Genomic DNA, 20,229 nt, shown 5'->3' with positions numbered 1-20,229 from the left:
AGAGGGATCACCGCGAGCGCAGCTGCCCAGAACACTGAGAAGACACCGATTCGAACTGCCGCTGAGGGCGAGTGCGAGTCTGAAGAATGGAGACGAAAGATGTCAGTCACGGTCTACAGCAAGCCAGCATGCGTGCAGTGCAACGCGACCTACCGCGCTCTCGACAAGCGTGGCATCGACTACACCGTCGTCGACATCACTGAAGACGCCGCTGCGCTCGCCCAGGTCAAGGAGCTCGGCTACATGCAGGCGCCGGTCGTCGTGACCGATGGCGGTCACTGGTCGGGCTTCCGCCCCGACAAGATCGACGCGCTCGCAGCATCCACCGTCGCAAGCCTGGCCTGAGACCGAGGCTGAGAACCATCTTGGACACCACGCACCCCGGCTCCGGAAGCGGCGAGAACAGCCAGCTCGACTACCACGCGCTCAACGCGATGCTGAACCTGTACGACGAGCAGGGACACATCCAGTTCGACAAAGACCACGAGGCGGCTCGGCAGTACTTTCTGCAGCACGTGAACCAGAACACGGTCTTCTTCCATGACCTGGAAGAGAAGATCGAGTACCTGATCGAGAACGAGTACTACGAGAAAGAGTTCCTCGACCTCTACCCGTGGCAGTTCGTCAAAGACCTGTTCAAACGGGCCTATGGCTACAAGTTCCGCTTTCCGACCTTCCTGGGCGCGTTCAAGTACTACACGAGCTACACGCTCAAGACCTTCGACGGCAAGCGCTATCTCGAGCGTTTCGAAGACCGCGTCACGATCGTGAGCCTCTACCTGGCGGCAGGCGACCAGGAGCTCGCGACGCATCTGGTCGACGAGATCGTCTCGGGCCGGTTCCAGCCGGCGACGCCGACGTTCCTCAACGCGGGCAAGAAGCAGCGCGGCGAACTCGTCAGCTGCTTTCTGCTGCGCATCGAAGACAACATGGAGTCGATCGGCCGTTCGATCAACTCGGCGCTGCAGCTCTCGAAGCGCGGCGGCGGCGTGGCCTTCCTGCTGTCGAACATTCGCGAGTCGGGTGCGCCGATCAAGCACATCGAGAACCAGTCGTCGGGTGTCATCCCGATCATGAAGCTGCTCGAAGACTCGTTCAGCTACGCGAACCAGCTCGGTGCGCGTCAGGGCGCCGGTGCGGTGTACATCAACGCACACCACCCCGACATCTATCGGTTCCTCGACACCAAGCGCGAGAACGCCGACGAGAAGATCCGCATCAAGACCCTCTCGCTCGGCGTGGTCATCCCCGACATCACGTTCGAGCTGGCCAAGCGCAACGAAGACATGTACCTCTTCAGCCCCTACGACGTCGAGCGCGTCACGGGCAAGGCGTTCGCCGACCTGTCGGTCAGCGAGCACTACTACGAGTGGGTCGACGACTCCCGCATTCGCAAGACGAAGATCAGCGCCCGCGAGTTCTTCCAGACGCTCGCCGAGATCCAGTTCGAGTCGGGCTACCCGTACATCCTGTTCGAAGACACGGCCAACCGGGCGAACCCGATCAAGGGTCGCATCAACATGTCGAACCTCTGCAGCGAGATTCTGCAGGTCAACGAACCCAGCCAGTACGACGAAGATCTGTCATACGCCCAGATCGGCAAAGACATCTCGTGCAACCTCGGTTCGCTGAACATCGCGAAGACGATGGACTCCGAAGACTTCGGCATCACCGTCGAGACGGCCATCCGCGGTCTCACCGCGGTCAGCGACCACAGTCACATCCACTCGGTGCCGTCGATCGAGGCGGGCAACGACCGCAGCCATGCGATCGGCCTCGGGCAGATGAACCTGCACGGCTACCTCGCTCGTGAGCGCGTCTTCTACGGCAGCGAAGAGGGCGTCGACTTCACGAACATCTACTTCTACACGGTGCTCTACCACGCGTTGCGCACATCGAACCAGATCGCCATCGAGCGCGGCGAGCGCTTCGACGGCTTCGACGAGTCGAAGTACGCCAGCGGAGCGTTCTTCGACAAGTACATCGAGCAGGAGTGGAAGCCCACGACGCAGCGCGGCCGCGAGCTGTTCGAACAGGCCGGCGTGCGCATCCCCACACAGGACGACTGGCGCGAGCTCAAGGCGAGCGTGCAGGAGCACGGTATCTACAACCAGAACCTGCAGGCGGTGCCGCCGACCGGCTCGATCAGCTACATCAACAACTCGACCTCGTCGATTCACCCGATCGCCTCGAAGATCGAGATTCGCAAAGAGGGCAAGATCGGTCGCGTCTACTACCCGGCGCCGTTCATGACGAACGACAACCTGGAGTACTACCAGGATGCCTACGAGGTCGGCTACGAGAAGATCATCGACACCTACGCCGCGGCGACGCAGCACGTCGATCAGGGGCTGTCGCTCACGCTGTTCTTCAAAGACACCGCGACCACCCGTGATCTGAACAAAGCCCAGATCTACGCATGGCGCAAGGGCATCAAGACGCTCTATTACATCCGTCTGCGCCAGATGGCGCTGGAGGGCACCGAGGTCGAGGGCTGCGTCAGCTGCATGCTGTGACGCAGATGTGACTGTTTGGCTGCGGCAGTCGGCTCAGGCCGATTGATGCGACTAGTCTCAGGAGGAGTCCCCGTGTCTGCGAGGGCTCCTCTTGTCTGCTGCCGTGACCGCGAATTTCATTCTGAGGGAGAGAGATGTCTGCACCGAAGCTCAAGCTCGTCGACCGGGTCGACGCGATCAACTGGAATCGCATTGAAGACGACAAAGACCTCGAGGTCTGGCAGCGTCTGACCGGCAACTTCTGGCTGCCTGAGAAGGTGCCGCTCTCGAACGACATCCAGTCGTGGGCCACGCTCACCGAGGCCGAGAAGACGCTCACCATGCGCGTGTTCACCGGCCTCACCCTGCTCGACACGATTCAGGGCACCGTCGGTGCGGTCTCGCTGATTCCCGACTCGATCACCCCGCACGAAGAGGCGGTGTACACGAACATCGCGTTCATGGAGAGCGTGCACGCGAAGTCGTACTCGTCGATCTTCTCGACGCTGTGCAACACGCCTGACATCGACGATGCCTTCCGCTGGTCGGTCGACAACCAGAAGCTGCAGCGCAAGGCCGCGATCGTGCTCGAGTACTACCGCGGTGACGACCCGCTCAAACGCAAGGTGGCCTCGACGCTGCTTGAGTCGTTCCTGTTCTACTCGGGCTTCTACCTGCCCATGTACTGGTCGAGCCATGCGAAGCTCACGAACACGGCCGATCTGATTCGCCTGATCATTCGTGACGAGGCGGTGCACGGCTACTACATCGGCTACAAGTTCCAGAAGGGGCTTGAGACGGTCGATCAGGCCAAGCGCGACGAGCTCAAGGAGTACACGTTCTCGCTGATGTACGACCTGTACGACAACGAGGTCGAGTACACCCAGGATCTCTACGACGAGGCCGGGCTCACCGAAGACGTCAAGCGCTTCTTGCACTACAACGCGAACAAGGCGCTGATGAACCTCGGGTATGAGCCGATGTTCCCGTCATCGGTCACCAACGTGAGCCCGGCGATTCTCTCGGCGCTGTCGCCGAACGCCGACGAGAACCACGACTTCTTCTCTGGCTCGGGCTCGTCATATGTGATCGGCAAGGCCGTCAACACCGAAGACGACGACTGGGACTTCTAATCTGACACAGCGCAGCGGTAGGTGCTGAGCTCTGTCTGCCGGAGCGCACCTGCGGGGATTGCACTTTGCCTGCGCGGATTGGACGAAATCGGCCGGTTTGCGAGTGATCGCGGTAGAGAGCGAGTGATCCGCGCAGGTGGGCTGTGCGCCCTCGTACGAATCGACACCCCGGCCTTCATAAGATCTCGATGCAGCAGGGGCAGGCGGGTTGAAGTTGGGGCTCTCGCGGACACCGACGTTGAGAACAAACGTTCGTGCACCTCGGATTCAGCCACCCCTGCTGCAGTCTCCCGCGACGCTGCTCACGCGTCGCGGCTCGCTTGACCTTGACGCGGCCGTGCTGCAAGACGCCCTGTGCTTCGATCTGCTGCCTCCACACATTCGCCAGTGGCCGTGGTGCACCGTTCCAGGTGGCGCTGGAAGCGGGCGCTGGATGCGGGCGGATGTGGCACGCCGCTCGCAAGGTATATTGTTTACCAAGTTAGATAATCCCAGTCAGGGAGCCTGACTGCCGCCTTTTCTCACGGTAGAGCTGTGCACGCAGAGCCGGAGTGCGCCCCAACGCCTTCTCACCATGATCGGAGCTTTCGATGGAGCAGAACACCGCTGTGCCCTATGCCTCGCCTGCAAGCGCAGCAGGGGCGCCGTTCGTCTCTCAGCCGCAGCGATACGACGGCATTCTTCTTGCCGGCTTCGGAGGCCCCGAAGGGCAGGAAGACGTCATCCCGTTTCTCAGAAACGTGACTCGCGGTCGCGGCATTCCAGAAGAACGGCTTGAAGAGGTCGCCCACCATTACCGTCGCTTCGGCGGCATCAGCCCGATCAACGCACAGAACCGAGCACTGAAGAAGGCGCTCGAGCGCGAGCTGGCGGCGCGAGGCATCGATCTGCCCGTGTACTGGGGCAACCGCAACTGGGCACCGTATCTGACTGATGCGGTACGCGAGGCGGATGCGGCAGGCGACCATCGACTCCTGGCGCTCGCCACGAGTGCCTACAGCTCGTTCTCAAGCTGCCGTCAGTACCGCGAAGACTTCGCTCGTGCGCTCGAAGAGACCGGCCTCGCCGAGACCATGACGATCGACAAGATTCGTCAGTTCTTCGATCACCCGGGCTTCGTCGACTCATTCGTTCCGAGCGTTCTGTCTGCTCTGCAGAGGTTCCGCGACGATGGAACCGACGTCGAACACATGCGTGTGCTCTTCACCACCCATTCGATTCCTCTCGCCGACGCGCAGCGGTCGGGGCCACGAGATGCAGACTTCGGCCCGGGTGGCGCGTATGAGGCACAGCACCGGGCGGTGGCGGCAGCGGTGATGCGTCGCGTCGGCGATCAGGATGCGATGCTCAAAGACGTGAGCTGGGAGCTCGTCTACCAATCTCGATCAGGGCCCGCGGCACAGCCCTGGCTGGAACCGGACGTCTGCGACCGCATCGCCGAGCTGCCGGGCGAGTCGGTCGAGGCCATCGCGATCTCGCCCATCGGATTCGTCAGCGACCACATGGAGGTGCTCTGGGATCTCGACACCGAGGCTCTCGAGGCGGCGTCAGAAGCCGGTCTTCGCGCCGTGCGAACGGAAACTCCCGGCACCGCCCACACGCAGGTGGCCGGCATCGTGGACCTCATCGAAGAACGCATGTCGGCGGTCGATCCGGCTGATCGCCCGTCTGCCACCGCCCTCGGCCCGTGGTTCGACGTGTGTCGACCAGGCTGCTGCGAGAACGTCAGAGCTGGGTTCAAACGTGCTGCCGCAGGCGTCGCGCCGTGAGTGCAGTCGTCGTCGTGAAACGTCTGAAGAGGCACATTCCGCTGGTCGGCTGAGAGCCGTGACCGCCGATCGCGACGTGTAACGTGGTGGAGGCAGGATGCCCTTCGGACGCGTCGAGGATCGGCGCGTCGCTGCGAGATAGGATGAGGATTTCTGATGGCGACACACGGACTGATCATCGACCACCCCGGGCTTCCGACCGTTCCCGACCAGCGCGCGGCCCTCGACGACGCTCAGGTCAGCGAGTGCACAGAGATCGCACCGCGCACGCAGGAAGACTGGCACTACCGCATTCGCGAGACTCTGGAGACATTCGACGCGGACGACACCGCGGTGGTCTCAGAACTCTGCGTGCTCGGTCTGAACGCGGTGAGCCTGCTCGACAGCCTTGAGACCCTCAGCGCGAGCCACGTGCGCTTCGTCTCGCTCGGGGAGGGCATCGACACCGCTGAGGATCCCCGCTTTCTGGCGCACGCCAAGACCATCAGCAACGCGCTCGAGGCCGGCAGGCTTGCACAGGCGCGCACCATCATCGATCGTGCGAAGCATCGAGACGCGGTGACTCCGCCCAAAGCCGAGTTCGTCGATCGCGACCTCTGGGAGGCCACGGCCGCTGAGACCATCGACGACTGACTCAGAAAGCGGGAGACCATGTCGCCGAACCAGTCGCAGCGCCTGAACGCCGAAGCGCTCGCAAAGTTCTCGTCGAACGCGCAGCGCAGACTGGACGCCGCCCGACTGCAGGGCCGAGTGGTCGATCAGTCTGACGAGGTCGCGGTCGACGGCTGGCTCGGCGCCATGGAGCGCGGCTTTCTCGATGCGCTGCCGCCGACACCGCGCATGCGTCGAGAGCTGCGCGACACGTTGGTCGGCAGTCGCATCATCGGCATCTACGACGACGCTCTGAGCATCGAGGGCGATTCTGCCGATCGGAGTGATCGCGAAATCGACGAAGACCCGACTGACGAAGAGGCCATGCACAGCGCGATCGCGGCATCGCCGGCGGGCACCGCCCAAGGGTGGCCGACCGGTCTCACGCTTGTCGGTGGCGCATCGGTGGATGCCTGGGCGATTTCTGCTGTGACGGTCGCCGGCACGCATCGTCGGCGGGGCATCGCCCGAGCCATGATCACGGATCAGCTGGACGCAGCGATCGCGAGCGGAGCATCCGCCGCTGTGCTGACCGCAACCGAAGGCGGCATCTACGGGAGATTCGGATTCGGCCCGGCCACGCGCTCGACGAGGCTGCGCTTCGATCCGAGGCGTGTCTCATGGCGCGACCGGGCAGAAGACGACGATATGACTGTGCAGCTGGTCGCGCCGCAGGCCCTGCGCGCCGAGGCGCCGCAGGTGTTCGAACGTGCGCGGAATGCCGGAGACATCGGTCGACGTGACGTGTGGTGGCAGCAGGCGCTGCGAGTCTTCTCGCTGCGGCTGTTCAACCACGGTGACTCAGGCACCACGCTTGCGCTGCGCGTCGACTCTGCGAAGACTGGGCGACTTGAAGGCTTCGCCCTGTACCGAGTCTCCGGCGGCGAGGAGCACGGCCGTCTGGTGGTCGACGAGGTCTGCGCGGCAGATCCCGCTGCCGAGGCGGCGCTCTGGCGCCATCTGCTCTCGACCGATCTGGTCGGCGAGGTCTCTGCACGCAGTCAGCCGGTCGACTTCCTGCTGCCGTGGCTGCTGAACGATCCGCGGGCGGTCGCGGCGAAGCAGACCAGCGACTCGCTCTGGGTGCGTGTGCTCGATGTCTGTTCAGCGCTTGCAGCGCGGTCGTGGTCGCGCAGCCCGGCCGGGACTCGGCTGCGGCTGCGCGTCGGCGACGCGTTGGGCTATGCCGACGGAGACTATCTGCTGCAGGTCGACGAGCTGGGCGCAGGCACCGTCGAACGCCTGCGCAGCGCCGCGACGACGGACGCTTCGGTGCCGACACTGGAACTGGACGTCGCCGACCTGGGGTCGCTGCTCTTCGGATACACCTCGGCGAGCCTGCTGGCTGGCGCCGGGCGAGCCCGTGGGCTGGGCGAATGCGAGGCGGAGACCTTGGCGCTGGCCGATGACCTGTTCTCGACCGCCCGTGCGCCGCACCTGCGCACACCCTTCTGAGGTCTGACCACACAGGGGATGTGTCGGCCCGATCGCCGGCGACGGAACCTCGACAGCGCTGGCGCACACGTGCGTGAAGACGTGGTGACAATTCGCTGCACACTATGCAAAAGACGGGCATACAATGAGGGACGTGCCACGGCAGAATGACAGAGTTCTCGACCCCAGGGCGCAGCGAACTCGTCAGGCGCTGCGCACGGCCGTGCTCACCCTGATCAGTCAGGAGCCGATCGAGGTCATCTCGATCTCAGACGTCGTTCGCGAGGCAGGCGTCAACCGCAGCTCGTTCTACGTGCACTACAGCGATATCGACGAACTGCTCGCCGACGCGTTCGAAGAGCTCTCGATCAGCGTCAATCAGACGAACATGATCTCGCCCGGAGTGCCGCACGACGCCGAGACCGGCCTGCCCAAGACGCTCATGCAGTATCTGGAGCACATCGCCGAATACAAGTCGGCCTATGCCTGGGCGCTCGGCCCGAAAGGCAGCGCCGCGGTCACGCACCGTCTGCGCGAGCAGTTTCGCGCGATCATCGAGCAGAGCCTGTTGCAGTACGCCGACCGCAGCACCGCAGTGCCGATGGGGTTCGACGCTGACGCGGCCTTTCTCGCCGGTGCGGTGATCGGGACCATCTCGATCTGGCTCTCCGAAGCTCCCGAGGTGCCCGCCAAACGCGTGAGCGTGTGGCTGTGGCGCCAGCTGCAGCAGGACTTCCTGCGCATCCTCGAACGCTACGCACTCACCAACCGGCCGGCCGCCCGGCTGCCGAAGCGCGGGCGTCGTCCGAGCAATCCTGGTCGCGGCTGAGCGTCAGCGCACCACCTGCACCTGATCGCCCACAGTCTTCTGCACGAACGCGTAGCGGCTGTCGGCGCTTTCGCCGGGAAACTCGCTGCGCACCCGCTCGTCGGCCTGCGACATCGGCAGGATGCGCAGGCCGTGTCGAGCCCCCAGCGAGACGCCGCGAGCGACGAAGTCCATGAACGTCGGTGTGAACGTGGCCTGCTCGACGGTGACCGGGCCGTCGCCGGTGCGCACCAGCTGCCACTGCGCGATGCCTCCGGTGCGATTGTTGACCGGCACCTGCGTCGAGAGCATGTTGCCCAGTGAGTTCCAGACCAGCGTGCGCCCGCCATCCGGACGATCGATGAACTCGGCCGGCTGCAGTACATGCGGGCCGGTGCCGATGACGACGTCGGCGCCCGCGTTCACGAGCTTCTGCGTGAGCTCGCGCTGTGGGGCATCGGTCGCCGTGGAGTCTTCGGTGCCCCAGTGCATCGAGACTATGACGATATCGGCCTGTTTGCGGGCCTCGGTGAGCTGCTCGTCCATGAGCGGGCCGTCAGTGGTGTTCAGCCCGAAGGTGGTGTGCCCCATGTTGCTCTGCGCGGTGAAGGCGAGTTGGGCGATCTTCATGCCGTTGATCTCGGTGTAGGCGATCGTGCGCTGCTCTTCGGAGCTGCGGTTGGCCCCGGCGATGAGCTTCGGCCGCAGGGCATCCCAGGTGTCGCGGGTGCGGTCGATGTCGGCCTGCTCGTAGTCGGCCATGTGGTTGTTCGCCAGGTTGATGTCGTTGCAGCCGACGTCGCGGCTCAGACTCTCGGCGAACTGAGTGGGGGCGCGGAACCGAGGATAGGTCGTGATCTGTGCAGGGGATGTGGCCGAGGCGAGCACCTCTTCATTGCAGAAGACCAGGTCAGAGCTCTGGTAGATCGGCCGGATCGCGTCGAAGTAACGGCCGTAGTCGTAGCCGCCTGTCGTCTTCGCCTCGGCGTTGACCGCCTGATGCGGCAGCATGTCGCCCATTGCGCTCACGGTCACGCGCTGTTCTGTCGGTGCGCTTGGTGCGCTTGGTGTGCTGCTGGTCTGCTCTGGGGTGGATGAAGCAGGTGCATCTGGTGCGCCGTTCGAAGTGCACCCCGTCAGCGCGAGTGTCAGACCGAGCAGGCCGACGGTGAGAGACAGCGGCAGAGACCGAGGCAGGTGGCGCATGCGACTCATTATATGGGCCGCTGTGATTCAGCTGTGAGAGACGTTGTGTGAACGGTGACAGCCTGCGGAGTCGACTGATGAGGCGGAGCCGCCCACGCATCCGCTCGACACGTCTTTGCGTTCGCATCTGCAGCCGTTGAGCGGGGTGTTCATCGATGCATCGGTCGCGGTAGGGTGAACGGCGTGACCAACGCGATTCCCACCCCATACGAAGACCTGCTGCGCGACGTCTCCGAACACGGCGCAGCCAAGGGCGACCGCACAGGAACCGGCACGCGCTCGCTCTTCGGGCGTCAGATTCGGTACGACCTCTCGAAGGGGTTTCCGCTGATCACGACGAAGCGCGTGCACTTCAAATCGGTCGCATACGAGCTGCTCTGGTTTCTGCGCGGCGAGTCGAACGTGCACTGGCTGCAGGAGCACGGCGTCAGCATCTGGGACGAGTGGGCAGACGCCGACGGTGAGCTTGGGCCGGTCTACGGTGTGCAGTGGCGGTCATGGCCGACGCCCGACGGCGGGCATATCGATCAGATCGCGCAGGTGATCGAGCAGCTGCGCAGCGACCCCGAGTCGCGCCGCATCATCGTGTCGGCCTGGAACGTCGCCGAGATCTCGAAGATGGCGCTGGCGCCCTGCCATGCCTTCTTCCAGTTCTACGTGGCCGACGGCAGGCTCTCGACGCAGCTGTACCAGCGTTCGGCCGACATGTTTCTCGGGGTGCCGTTCAACATCGCCTCGTATGCGCTGCTGACACACATGATCGCTCAGCAGGTGGGGCTCGAGGTCGGCGACTTTGTCTGGACGGGCGGAGACTGCCACATCTACGACAATCACACCGAGCAGGTCGAACGGCAGCTCGCGCGTGAGCCGTACCCATACCCGACGTTGAAGATCCGTCGTCGGCCAGAGAGCATCTTCGACTATGAGTACGACGACTTCGAGATCGTGAACTACCAGCACCATCCCGGGATCAAGGCTCCGGTGGCGGTGTGAGTACGGGGGATGCCGCCGAGCAGGCTGCTCGTGGCGAACGCGGGGCAGACGTCGGCCGCAGTGCAGAAGCTGAGCAGATTCTGCACGAGGAACGCAGCGCAGACGCCGGCCTCGAAGAGATCATTGCGCACAGGCCGTTGATCGGGCTGATCTGGGCGCAGGATCGCCACGGCGTGATCGGCGCACAAGGCGGCATGCCCTGGCACGTGCCCGAAGACCTGGCGCACTTCAAAGCTGTGACGATGGGCGCGCCGGTGATCATGGGACGGCGCACCTGGGATTCGCTCAACCCGCGGTTCCGTCCGCTGCCCGGGCGGCGCAACATCGTGGTCACTCGACAGGACTCCTGGGGCGAAGCCGCCGCGGCGAGCGACGAGCGTGCCCGGCGCGGCCTCGAACGCGGCGATCTGCAGGTCGTGCACGCGCTGAGCGAAGCCGTGGCGCTCACGACGCAGGATGCAGTGGCAGAGGGAGCGGGGCATCCTGCGCCCGTCTCGCAGCCGACCGCAGGCGGCACGATGTCGCACGATGCGGCTGCGCAGGATGCTGGTGCCCAGAGCACGGCTGGCACGGGCACGGCTGCACAGGGCGCTGGCGCCCATGTCGAGATCGACGCCTGGATCATCGGGGGTGCCCAGCTGTTCGCCGAGGCGCTCAATTCGGGACTCGCCGATGTGGTCGAGCGCACGATGCTCGACGTCGACGTAGCGGGTGATGAGGGTGTCGTCGGCGATACCTTTGCTCCGGAACTCGGGGCTGATTGGCGGGCGGTCCCCGCCTACGAGGTAGACTGGGCGACCTCGCGCTCGGGCATGCGCTATCGCTTCGAACGGCTTGTGCGAGCCTGACTCTGCTGATTGGGCCAGGCCCAAGGCGGGAGTGGGCGCTCTCAGCCCATCGAGCCATGGGAAATGATGCCTAAACCGATTCAGACATGGAACTTGGCATGTCTGGATGTGAATGCTGCTGTTCGAAGCAGTGACAGAGCTCAGCCACCGAACCGGTGCCGGTCGATGACGCGCTGAGCGCGCTCGGCGTCGTCGAAGCTCGTGAACACGACCGTGTAGAGCCGCTGATCGAAGGTCTGCATCTGCAGCGCGGCCACACCGCCGAGATTGAGCCGCACCCCGCTTCGATCGCGAGGCCGACCCATCACCACCCAGTCGAAGCCGGAGCGGCCGAGCGTCGCATCGTCCACGACCGCCGTCTGTGCGATGTCGGCGGTGTGCACCGACGCACGGTAGAACGGGGCTGAGAGCCGCACTTCATGCGGCTGGATGCGCACGCGGATCACCGTCCATCGCATCCACCACCAGGTGACCAGCCCCAGCGCGACGACGACCACGACCGAGAGCACGACGCCGATCGCGCCGCCGTCGAGCGTCATTGCGACGATGACGAGCACTGCGGCCACGAAGATCAAGGGCGCGACGGCGATCCATCGGGCCCATGTCGGCGGCCGGATGGCGAACTCTGCGAGATGCTCACCGGTCGTGCTCATGCCTCCACCATAGGCGCATGCCGGCCGGCGGGGCAGCGATGCAATACGACGCGCGTCCGCGGAGCCGCGAACCCATGTCGACGGCGGTCTGGTCAAAGACTGACGGCGGGCGCGTCCCGCAGCAGAGCGGCGACCGACCTCACTCCGGGATCTCGGTGACGAAGTCGATCAGCTGCTCGACCCGACCGGTGAGCGAGGGCTCGAGATCGCGGTAGCTGCGCACCGTACCGAGAATGCGCGACCACGCTTTGCCGACGTCGGCCCCGGTCTCGCCGGGCCAGCCGAGCGCTCGGCACATGCCCGACTTCCAGTCGATGCCGCGGGGGATGCTGGGCCAGGCCCGTATGCCCAGTCGCTCGGGCTTGACGGCCTGCCAGATGTCGATGAACGGATGCCCCACGACGAGCACGGCGTCTCGCGCCGGCCCGGCGGGCAGCGCGTCGACGATGTGGGACTCCTTCGAGCCCTTGACGAGGTGATCGACGAGCACCCCCATGCGACGGGTGGGGCCGGGTTCGAACTCGGCCATGACCTCGGCGAGATGGTCGACGCCGAGCAGCTGCTCGACGACCACGCCAGTGGCCTTCAGATCGTCGCCCCAGACCTTCACCACCAGCTCGGCGTCGTGCTTGCCCTCGACGAAGAGCCGACTGGCCCGAGCCACCCGGGCCCGCTGATTCGGATCGACCCGCATGCCCGAGGCTCCGATGCGCAGCGATTCCGCAGCGCCAACGCGACCTGCGCCGCGCTCAGCGCGTGCGGCATCCCCCGGATGCACCAGATCGATCGGCTTGCCCTCAAGCAGCAGGCCGGGCCCCCACTGAAACGCGCGCACCGCACCATGCCGGTCTTCGAGCTCGACCACCTGCCGGTCGAAGCGCACCAGTGCTCCGCAGAATCCGCTGGCGACGTCTTCATAGACCTCGCCGAGCTGTGCGGCGACTTTCTTCGGCCCCACCGTGCGCCGCCACGACTGGTCGGCGAGCGGGTCGATGTCATAGCGATCGTCAAACATGTGTCTTCTGTGGCTCCTACTTCGGCAGCTTCGCGAGCAGCTTCTTGAGTCGGGGAACGCTCGCCGCGCTGGCCGTGCCGAGCTCCTGCGCCCAGAGACCGACCTGCAGCTCTTCGAGCATCCAGCGGGCCTCATCGAGTACGCGGCTGCGCTCGTCGATCACACCCAGCCACCAGTCGGGCGAGGGAATGCGGCCTCCAGCGCCCTCGAAGAGCCGCAGCGCAGTGTCGGCCTCGGCACGCCACGTGTTGTCGCGGCCGGGCTGCGCCTCGAGCTTGTGCAGCCGCAGCGCGAGGCCCTCGAGATAGCGGGCGATGTGCGGCAGGCGCGCGGTGCCGCAGGCGCGGATGAACCCTTCGTAGACGAGCTGTTCGATGTGCGCGCGGATGCCGCTGGTCGCCCCGAGCAGCGCCATCGAGGTGACCTGCTTCAGCGCGCGCTCGGTGTCACGCTGGGCTCCGAGCACCTTCGCCACCTGCGAGGTCGCCGCGAACAGTGCGTCGACGAGGTCGGCGCTGACTCGGTCGCAGAACTGTTCGAAGGCCTGCGGGTCGCGGGGCAGTGCCTCGGCGAGGTGCAGCAGCCGGGCGCGTTCACGACTTCCTGCGGATGCCCCGCTCGCCCCCGCCTGCAGGTCTGCTCCCGCCGTGTGGCCAGCGGCGTTCGGCCGCACCAGTTCGGCGAGGTGAGCGTCGATCACGGCCAGCGCCGCGTCCTCGATCGCGGCCCGCGGCGAGCGGTACGGCGATGAAGCCAGCGCGAGCTTCTCGGGGCCGGTCAGGTGTTTCAGCACGTACTCGGTCGGCATGGGCACGTTGAGCGCGACGAGGCGACGCACGCCGGCCCAGTGGCTGCGCAGCGCATCGCCCGGGGCGGCGAAGAGTCGCACCGCCACACTCCTGCCCTCGTCGACGAGCGCCGGGTAGCTGCGCACGACGTTGCCGCCGAGATCTTCGACGGTCTCGACGGGCAGCGCGCCGATGCCGCGGTCGGCGGCCTCGTCGCCGGGCTTCGACGCCCACGCGGTGAGCCCGGTGCGCTCGTTGGCCGAGCTGCGCGCCGCCACGGCGACTCGTGCGCTGTCATGGTGCTCTCGCTGCAGCTCGAGCAGGTCGGTCGACTCGCTGATCGCGCGGCCCCGATCGTCGAGCACACGGAACGTGGCCCGCAGATGCGCGGGCACGCGCTCGACCTCCCACGCGTCGTCGGGAATCGGCACGCCGCTGAGCGAGCGCAGGGCTGCGCCCAACGCGACGGCGAAGGGGCGGCCGTCAGGATGCTGCGGCAGCGTCTCGAGCGCGCGGCGCGCCCAGTCGGCTGCAGGCACCACGTTGCGACGGTGCACTTTCGGCAGCGAACGGATGAGAGCGACAGCAAGATCCTCACGCAGCCCGGGCACCAGCCAGTCGAAGCCCTCGGGTCGCAGCTGGGCCAGCAGGGCGAGCGGAACATCCACATTCACGCCGTCGGAGTCGCTGCCGGGGTCGAACCGGTAGCTCACGGCCAGCGTCAGGTCGCCCTGCCGCCAGGTGTTGGGGTAGTCGGTCTCGTCGACCGACTGGGCGCGATCGTCGGTCACGTCGTCGATGCTGAGCGTCAGCAGATCGGGCGTCTCGCGGCGCTGCTGCTTCCACCAGCGGTCGAAGGCGCGGCCGGTGTTGATCTCAGCGGGAATGCGGTGGTCGTAGAAAGCGAAGAGCGCCTCGTCGTCGATCGCGATGTCTCGTCGTCGACTGCGGTTCTCGAGGTCTTCGACGTGCGCGCGCAGCCGCTGGTTCTCAGCGAAGAAGGCGTGCCGAGTGTGCCAGTCGCCCTCGACGAGCGCCTGGCGGATGAACAGCTCGCGGGCGACCTCTGGGTCGACCCGGCCGTAGTTCGCGCGCCGGCCGGCCACGATGGGCACGCCGTAGAGCGTCACCCGCTCGGTCGCGACGACCTGTTCGCGCTTCGCCGACCAGCGCGGCTCGGCGTAGCTGTGTTTGGCGAGGTCGCCGGCGAGCTCCTCGGCCCACCCCAGATCGACCTTGGCGTTCACGCGTGCCCAGAGCCGCTCGGTCTCGACCAGCTCGGCGGTCATCACCTCGGTCGGCGGCTTCTTGAACAGCCCCGAACCGGGGAACACCCAGAAGCGCGTGCCACGGCTGCCCAGATAGTTGCGCTTCTTCTCGTCGTAGACGCCCAGCTGCGAGAGCAGTCCCGCCATGAGTGCGCGATGGATGCCGTCGGCAGCCTCGGTGGTCGCGTCATCGCCGCGTCGACGCCCGCTGCGCTGGTTGGAGCCGTGTCTGCTCTTCGTGTGACCGCGGTCGTTCGCGCGCTCGCCGACTGCTGCGGCACGCGTGGTGTCGTTCGCTGCGGCCGCGCTCTCAATGCGGAACGACGACGGGTCATCGGGCTGCATGCGCTCAAGCTGGCGCACCAGATCGATCCACTCGCGCACCCGCACATAGTTGATGAACTCTTTGTGGCACAGCCGACGGAATGCGCTCGACGAGAGATCGTGGCGCTGCTGCTCAAGGTACTTCCAGAGCTTGAGCGTGCCCAAGAAGTCGCTCGACGGGTCGACGAACCGCGCGTGCTGCTGGTCGGCGGCCTGCTGCCGGTCACGCGGGCGCTCGCGGGGATCCTGCACCGTGAGCGCTGCCACGATGACGGTCACCTCGTGTGCCACACCCAGGCGCTGTGCTTCGACGATCATGCGCCCGAGTCTGGGGTCGATCGGCACCCTGGACAGTCGCCGCCCGATGTCGGTGATGTGCATCTCGCCGTCACGGCTGGCCTTGGGCGACTCGATCGCGCGCAGCTCGACCAAGGTGTCGATGCCGCTGGCGACCGCCCGTGAATCGGGCGGCTGCAGAAAGGGGAAGTCGTCGATGGCACCGACCTTGAGCGTGGCCATCTGCAGAATGACGCTGGCGAGATTGGTGCGCAGGATCTCGGGATCCGTATATTCCGGTCGAGACATATAGTCGTCTTCGCTGTACAGCCGGATGCAGATGCCCTCGGCGACACGGCCGCATCGCCCTGCGCGCTGATTCGCACTCGCCTGCGAGATGGCCTCGACCGGAAGGCGCTGCACGCGCGACCGAGTCGAATACCGGGAGATGCGGGCGGTGCCGGTGTCAATCACGTAGCGGATGCCGGGCACGGTCAGCGAGGTCTCGGCGACGTTGGTCGACAGCACGATGCGTCGACGGATGCCCGGGTTGCGGCCCGTCTCGAAGACTTTGTGCTGGTCGGCTGCGCTGAGTCGGCCGAAGAGGGTGAGCACCTCGGTGAAACGGTGGCGACCTGCGAGTGCCTTGGCCGCTTCGCGGATGTCGGCCTCGGTGGGGAAGAACACCAGGATGTCACCGTCGGGCTCGAGCATGAGCTCGTCGGTGGCCGAGAGCATCGCGTCGAGGGTCTCTTCGTCCTTCTCTGGCGGACGATACCGAATCTCGACGGGAAAGGTGCGGCCGGACACCTCGATCACTGGAGCCTCGTCGAAGTGCTTCGAGAAGCGGTCGACGTCGATGGTCGCCGAGGTGATGATCAGTTTGAGGTCGCGGCGCTTCGGCAGCAGGCGCTTGAGGTAGCCGAGCAGAAAGTCGATGTTCAGGCTGCGCTCGTGCGCCTCGTCGATGATGATCGTGTCGTAGTTCATCAGGCGGCGGTCGCGGCGAATCTCGGCGAGCAGAATGCCGTCGGTCATCACCTTCACACGGGTCGAGGTGTCGGTGTGATCGGTGAATCGCACCTGATAGCCGATCTGCTCGCCAAGCTTGGTGTTCGTCTCGACGGCGAGGCGTTCGGCGATGGTTCGTGCCGCCAGACGGCGCGGCTGGGTGTGACCGATCTGTCGAGTGTAGGTGCGTTTTCTGCCGTCTTTCCCGGTTCGTTCGACGGGCAGACCGCGGCCGAGCTCCAGGCACATCTTGGGAATCTGCGTGGTCTTGCCCGAGCCGGTCTCACCCGCGATGATGACGACCTGGTTCGCCTCGATCGCCGCCATGATCTCGTCGTGGCGATCGCTGACCGGCAGCTGCGGGGGGTAGGTCAGGGTCAGATCGGTCATCTCATCCACTGTACTTCGTACCTGAGGGGAGTCTGATCGTCCGTGCGCGTTTTCGCACGTCGGCTCAGCGCGGGGAGTGGCCGTTCAGCGCACAGCGTCACAGCCAGCTGTGCGGGAGCCACGCGTGCAACGACCAGAACGTGCGCGAGACGTCCATCCCCGTCCAGAGGGGATAGAAGAATGCCGAGACGGCGACGACCAGAACGACGAACCCCGCCACGACGGGTTGTGCCCAGACCCGACGTGCCACCGCGGCGCCGGAGTTGTCCTGCGGGGGCGGCACCAGCATCCGCACGACGGCGACCACCGCGAGAATCAGGAACGGCTGCCACGCGACCGCATAGAAGAAGAACACCGTGCGGTGCAGGTACATCAGCCAGGGCAGGTAGCCTCCGGCGAAGCCGAACAGAATCGCGACGGCCTGCCAGGTGACATCGCTCGCGGGCGACATCACACGCCAGGGCCGCCGCGCAGTCGAGCGACGCAGCACCCGAACGATCACGAAGACGATCAGCGTGAGCACTGCGAGGTGCGCGACCCACCAGAGCAGTGGGTTGGCGACCGATGAGATCGTGCTCACGCACCCGGAGTCATGCAGGCAGCCGTTCTCACCCGGATCGTCGATGGTGCGCCAGAACAGCGTGGGCTTGAGCATGAGCGGCCAGCTCAGCGGACTCGACGCCCAGGGGTGCGGGCTGTCGAGCCCCGTGTGGAATCGGTAGGCGACCGCGTGATACTGCCCGAACGACCGCAGCGCGTCGGGTACGACCGCGAGCCACCCCTCAGCCGGATTCGACTCGGCCCAGTGGCGTCCCCAGCCGTTCGAGGTGACGAACCAGCCTGTCCACGAGGCGAGATACACCAGTAAGACGGTGGGCAGCACGGTGACGAGGCCGACCCCGGCCTGAGCGAGCGACTGCAGCGGCCAGGCCCGCGCCCAGAATGTCTGTCGGTGCGCGTGATGCCCCGAGGTTGCCGTCATAGGGATGCTGCCCGCGGCCCGAGCGAGCCGCCGCCTGGCGAGCAGGTCGTCGACGACGGTGTAGAGGCCGAAGGCGACGGCGAAGTAGACGCCCGACCACTTCACACTGGTCGCGCAGCCGAGGAACACCGCGGCTGCGAACAGCCAGGGGCGCCACCAGACCACCCCCATCGACCCGCGTTCGTGCAGCCGTTCGGCGAGCATTCGGCGGTGCCGGCTGCGGTCGATGAGCAGCATCCAGAATGCGGCGAGCACGAACAGTCCGATGAACACATCGAGCAGTCCCGTGCGGCTCATCGTGATGGCGAGGCCGTCGATCGCGAGCAGGCCGCCAGCGAAGGTCGACAGTGCGGCGCTGTGGAACATCCGCTGAGTCACGACGCAGACCAGCAGCACCGTGAGGATGCCGGCGATCGCCGTCGACAGCCGCCATGCCCAGGCATGTTCGGGCCCCGCCAGCATGCCCAGCCACATCATCCACTTGCCGAGCGGCGGGTGCACCACGAAGGCGCCGTCGCCGCCGAGAAACGAGTTCACATCGCCGGCTTCGAACGCCGGATTCGGCGACTCAGGCCAACGCGCCTCATTGCCGCGAGCGCCGAGCGTCCAGGCGTCTTTGACGTAGTAGGTCTCGTCGAAGACGAGTGTGTTCGGCCAGCCGAGATTCCAGAGGCGCAGCACCGCAGCGAGCAGGGTGACTGCGGCCGGACCGAGCACTTTGAGACTCAGCCAGATCGGCAGTGGGCTCTGTGTGCCGAACCAGTGAGCCACCGGCTCGTGCCAGGTGGCGTGACGCAGGGTGTGCTGCTGCCCTCGCTGAGCGTCGTGAGCAGGAGTGGTGGAGGACACCACGCCATTCTACGGTCGTGCCAGTCGACCGACCTGTGAGTCGATCAGTCGCTCATCCGACGCCTCGTGCGGTCAGCGCGTCGGCGAGGTCGTCCGAGTACTTCAGCGTCATGACCAGCAGCGGCAGCACGTAGGCGCGGATGCTCGGCGGCGTGCCGCGCGCGATCTGGGCTTCGCGGATGCTGTGCGAGAGCCCCGAGACGACAGGCACGGCGTTGATCGCCAGTGAGAGCGTGAGCGCCACCCGTTCTGGGGAGATGCCGACGAACCGCAGCGGACCCACCGCCCGGGTCAGCGCGTCGAGCATTGCGGTCGTCGTCGTGGTCAGGGTTATGAGCCCGGCGAGCACGATCAGCGTGACGAAGCGCGTCGTCTGCACGAGCGCGGGCATCGGCCCCTGAAAGATCAGAATCAGCAGGCCGAAGAACACGATGATCCACTTGGCCATCCAGAACTGCGCAGGCAGCCTGCGCAGCACCGGCCCGGCCAGCGCATAGAGCGTCACGGTCACGACCAGCAGCCCGGCCGACGCCCACCACACTGCAGGCAGCAGCGAGACGATTAGCGCGATCGACAAGAGCGCCAGCAGCTTGAGGCCCGCGGGCAGGCGGTGCATCGGGCTGTCGCCGGGAACGTACTGCGAGATCACGCGAACGCTCGCTCGTATTCGTCGACGACCTCGGCGGGGTCTCCCACGCGGATGATGCGGCCGGCCTCGAACCGGATCGCCAGGTCGCAGCGGCGTGCGAGGGCGAGGTCGTGCGTGGCGATGACCACGGGGCCGGGCAGCTCGTCGACGAGCAGACGGCTGATGCGTCGGGCGTTGCCCAGATCGAGCATCGTGGTCGGCTCGTCGGCAAGCACGAGACGGGGCTCGCGAATGAGCACGGCAGCGATCGCGAGGGTCTGCTTCTGCCCGCCCGAGAGGCTGTGGGCCGGCACGTCGGCGCGATCGAGCAGCTCGTAGCGGTCGAGCCAGGCGTCGACCCGCGCCCGCACCTCGTCGCGCGGCAGCCTGAGCCCGCGCAGCGAGAAGGCGAGGTCTTCGCGCACGGTGGGCATCACGATCTGCGTGTCGGGGTTGGTGAACACGAAGCCGACCTGACGGCGCAGTGCTTTCGCCTCGCGCACCGGGTCGAGCCCGAGAACCCGCACCGTGCCCGCACTGGGGCGCATCAGGCCGTCGAGCACACGCAGCAGCGTCGACTTGCCAGACCCGTTGGCCCCGATCACCGCAAGCCGACGCACGGCGACCTCGAGACTCACCTCGTCGATGATGCGCGTGCCGCCCGCGTCGACGCAGAGAGCGTCGAGCCGAATCTCGGCAGCATCCATC

At 65.9% G+C, this 20,229-nt stretch carries 16 protein-coding genes; 9 read left to right on the top strand and 7 right to left on the bottom strand.

Annotated features, from left to right (window positions below; genetic code table 11):
* Nucleotides 1–99 precede the first annotated feature (99 nt).
* The 7 genes from nrdH (at nt 100) to F8O07_RS00245 (ending at nt 8,311) form a co-directional block, all read left to right on the top strand.
* Complete coding sequence (nrdH, locus tag F8O07_RS00275) at nt 100–345, top strand: glutaredoxin-like protein NrdH (protein WP_158030196.1); 246 nt, start codon at nt 100–102, stop codon at nt 343–345.
* A 20-nt stretch (nt 346–365) separates the two neighbouring features.
* On the top strand, nt 366–2,516 hold the full coding sequence (gene nrdE, locus F8O07_RS00270; RefSeq protein WP_225732955.1) for a class 1b ribonucleoside-diphosphate reductase subunit alpha: 2,151 nt from the start codon (nt 366–368) through the stop codon (nt 2,514–2,516).
* Nucleotides 2,517–2,650: 134 nt separating this feature from the next.
* On the top strand, nt 2,651–3,628 hold the full coding sequence (gene nrdF, locus F8O07_RS00265) for a class 1b ribonucleoside-diphosphate reductase subunit beta (protein WP_158030195.1): 978 nt from the start codon (nt 2,651–2,653) through the stop codon (nt 3,626–3,628).
* A gap of 590 nt (nt 3,629–4,218) precedes the next feature.
* A complete protein-coding gene (locus tag F8O07_RS00260) occupies nt 4,219–5,397 on the top strand; it encodes a ferrochelatase (RefSeq protein WP_158030194.1) in 1,179 nt (392 codons plus the stop codon).
* Nucleotides 5,398–5,553: 156 nt separating this feature from the next.
* The gene (locus F8O07_RS00255) at nt 5,554–6,030 is read left to right on the top strand and encodes a hypothetical protein (RefSeq protein ID WP_158030193.1); all 477 of its coding nucleotides are present in this window, start codon (nt 5,554–5,556) and stop codon (nt 6,028–6,030) included.
* A gap of 18 nt (nt 6,031–6,048) precedes the next feature.
* Nucleotides 6,049–7,503 carry a GNAT family N-acetyltransferase gene (locus tag F8O07_RS00250; RefSeq protein ID WP_158030192.1) on the top strand — a complete coding sequence of 485 codons (1,455 nt, stop codon included), beginning with the start codon at nt 6,049–6,051 and terminating at the stop codon, nt 7,501–7,503.
* A gap of 133 nt (nt 7,504–7,636) precedes the next feature.
* A complete protein-coding gene (locus F8O07_RS00245) occupies nt 7,637–8,311 on the top strand; it encodes a TetR/AcrR family transcriptional regulator (protein WP_192496559.1) in 675 nt (224 codons plus the stop codon).
* A 3-nt stretch (nt 8,312–8,314) separates the two neighbouring features.
* Here the strand turns inward: F8O07_RS00245 and F8O07_RS00240 are convergent, their stop codons facing one another.
* On the bottom strand, nt 8,315–9,325 hold the full coding sequence (locus tag F8O07_RS00240) for a CapA family protein (protein WP_192496558.1): 1,011 nt from the start codon (nt 9,323–9,325) through the stop codon (nt 8,315–8,317).
* Between the two features lie 345 nt (nt 9,326–9,670).
* Here F8O07_RS00240 and F8O07_RS00235 point away from each other — a divergent pair, with 345 nt between their 5' ends.
* Complete coding sequence (locus F8O07_RS00235; RefSeq protein ID WP_225732956.1) at nt 9,671–10,489, top strand: thymidylate synthase; 819 nt, start codon at nt 9,671–9,673, stop codon at nt 10,487–10,489.
* Nucleotides 10,486–11,337 (top strand): dihydrofolate reductase, encoded by an 852-nt coding sequence (locus tag F8O07_RS10810; RefSeq protein ID WP_412973600.1) that lies wholly within the window; start codon nt 10,486–10,488, stop codon nt 11,335–11,337. Before F8O07_RS00235 ends, F8O07_RS10810 begins: the two co-directional genes overlap by 4 nt.
* A 140-nt stretch (nt 11,338–11,477) precedes the next feature.
* On the opposite strand, the gene F8O07_RS00225 is transcribed toward F8O07_RS10810, so the two are convergent.
* The 6 genes from F8O07_RS00225 to F8O07_RS00200 form a co-directional block, all read right to left on the bottom strand.
* Nucleotides 11,478–11,990, bottom strand: a complete 513-nt coding sequence (locus F8O07_RS00225) for a hypothetical protein (RefSeq protein ID WP_158030188.1) — start codon at nt 11,988–11,990, stop codon at nt 11,478–11,480.
* A 139-nt stretch (nt 11,991–12,129) separates the two neighbouring features.
* Nucleotides 12,130–13,005 (bottom strand): DUF3097 family protein, encoded by an 876-nt coding sequence (locus tag F8O07_RS00220; RefSeq protein ID WP_158030187.1) that lies wholly within the window; start codon nt 13,003–13,005, stop codon nt 12,130–12,132.
* 16 nt (nt 13,006–13,021) lie between these two features.
* The gene (hrpA, locus tag F8O07_RS00215) at nt 13,022–17,062 is read right to left on the bottom strand and encodes an ATP-dependent RNA helicase HrpA (RefSeq protein ID WP_158030186.1); all 4,041 of its coding nucleotides are present in this window, start codon (nt 17,060–17,062) and stop codon (nt 13,022–13,024) included.
* A 97-nt stretch (nt 17,063–17,159) separates the two neighbouring features.
* On the bottom strand, nt 17,160–18,893 hold the full coding sequence (locus F8O07_RS00210) for a dolichyl-phosphate-mannose--protein mannosyltransferase (RefSeq protein WP_192496557.1): 1,734 nt from the start codon (nt 18,891–18,893) through the stop codon (nt 17,160–17,162).
* Between the two features lie 52 nt (nt 18,894–18,945).
* Complete coding sequence (locus tag F8O07_RS00205) at nt 18,946–19,542, bottom strand: energy-coupling factor transporter transmembrane component T family protein (RefSeq protein WP_158030184.1); 597 nt, start codon at nt 19,540–19,542, stop codon at nt 18,946–18,948.
* The gene (locus tag F8O07_RS00200) at nt 19,539–20,228 is read right to left on the bottom strand and encodes an energy-coupling factor ABC transporter ATP-binding protein (RefSeq protein ID WP_158030183.1); all 690 of its coding nucleotides are present in this window, start codon (nt 20,226–20,228) and stop codon (nt 19,539–19,541) included. The genes F8O07_RS00205 and F8O07_RS00200 overlap by 4 nt, the downstream gene beginning before the upstream one ends.
* Nucleotide 20,229 lies beyond the last annotated feature (1 nt).

The organism is Pseudoclavibacter sp. CFCC 13796 (genome assembly GCF_008831185.1).
In the GTDB taxonomy this organism is placed as follows: domain Bacteria; phylum Actinomycetota; class Actinomycetes; order Actinomycetales; family Microbacteriaceae; genus Pseudoclavibacter_A.
Note: the sequence above shows the minus strand (reverse complement) of the source record. Positions and strands in the feature narration are given on the sequence as shown.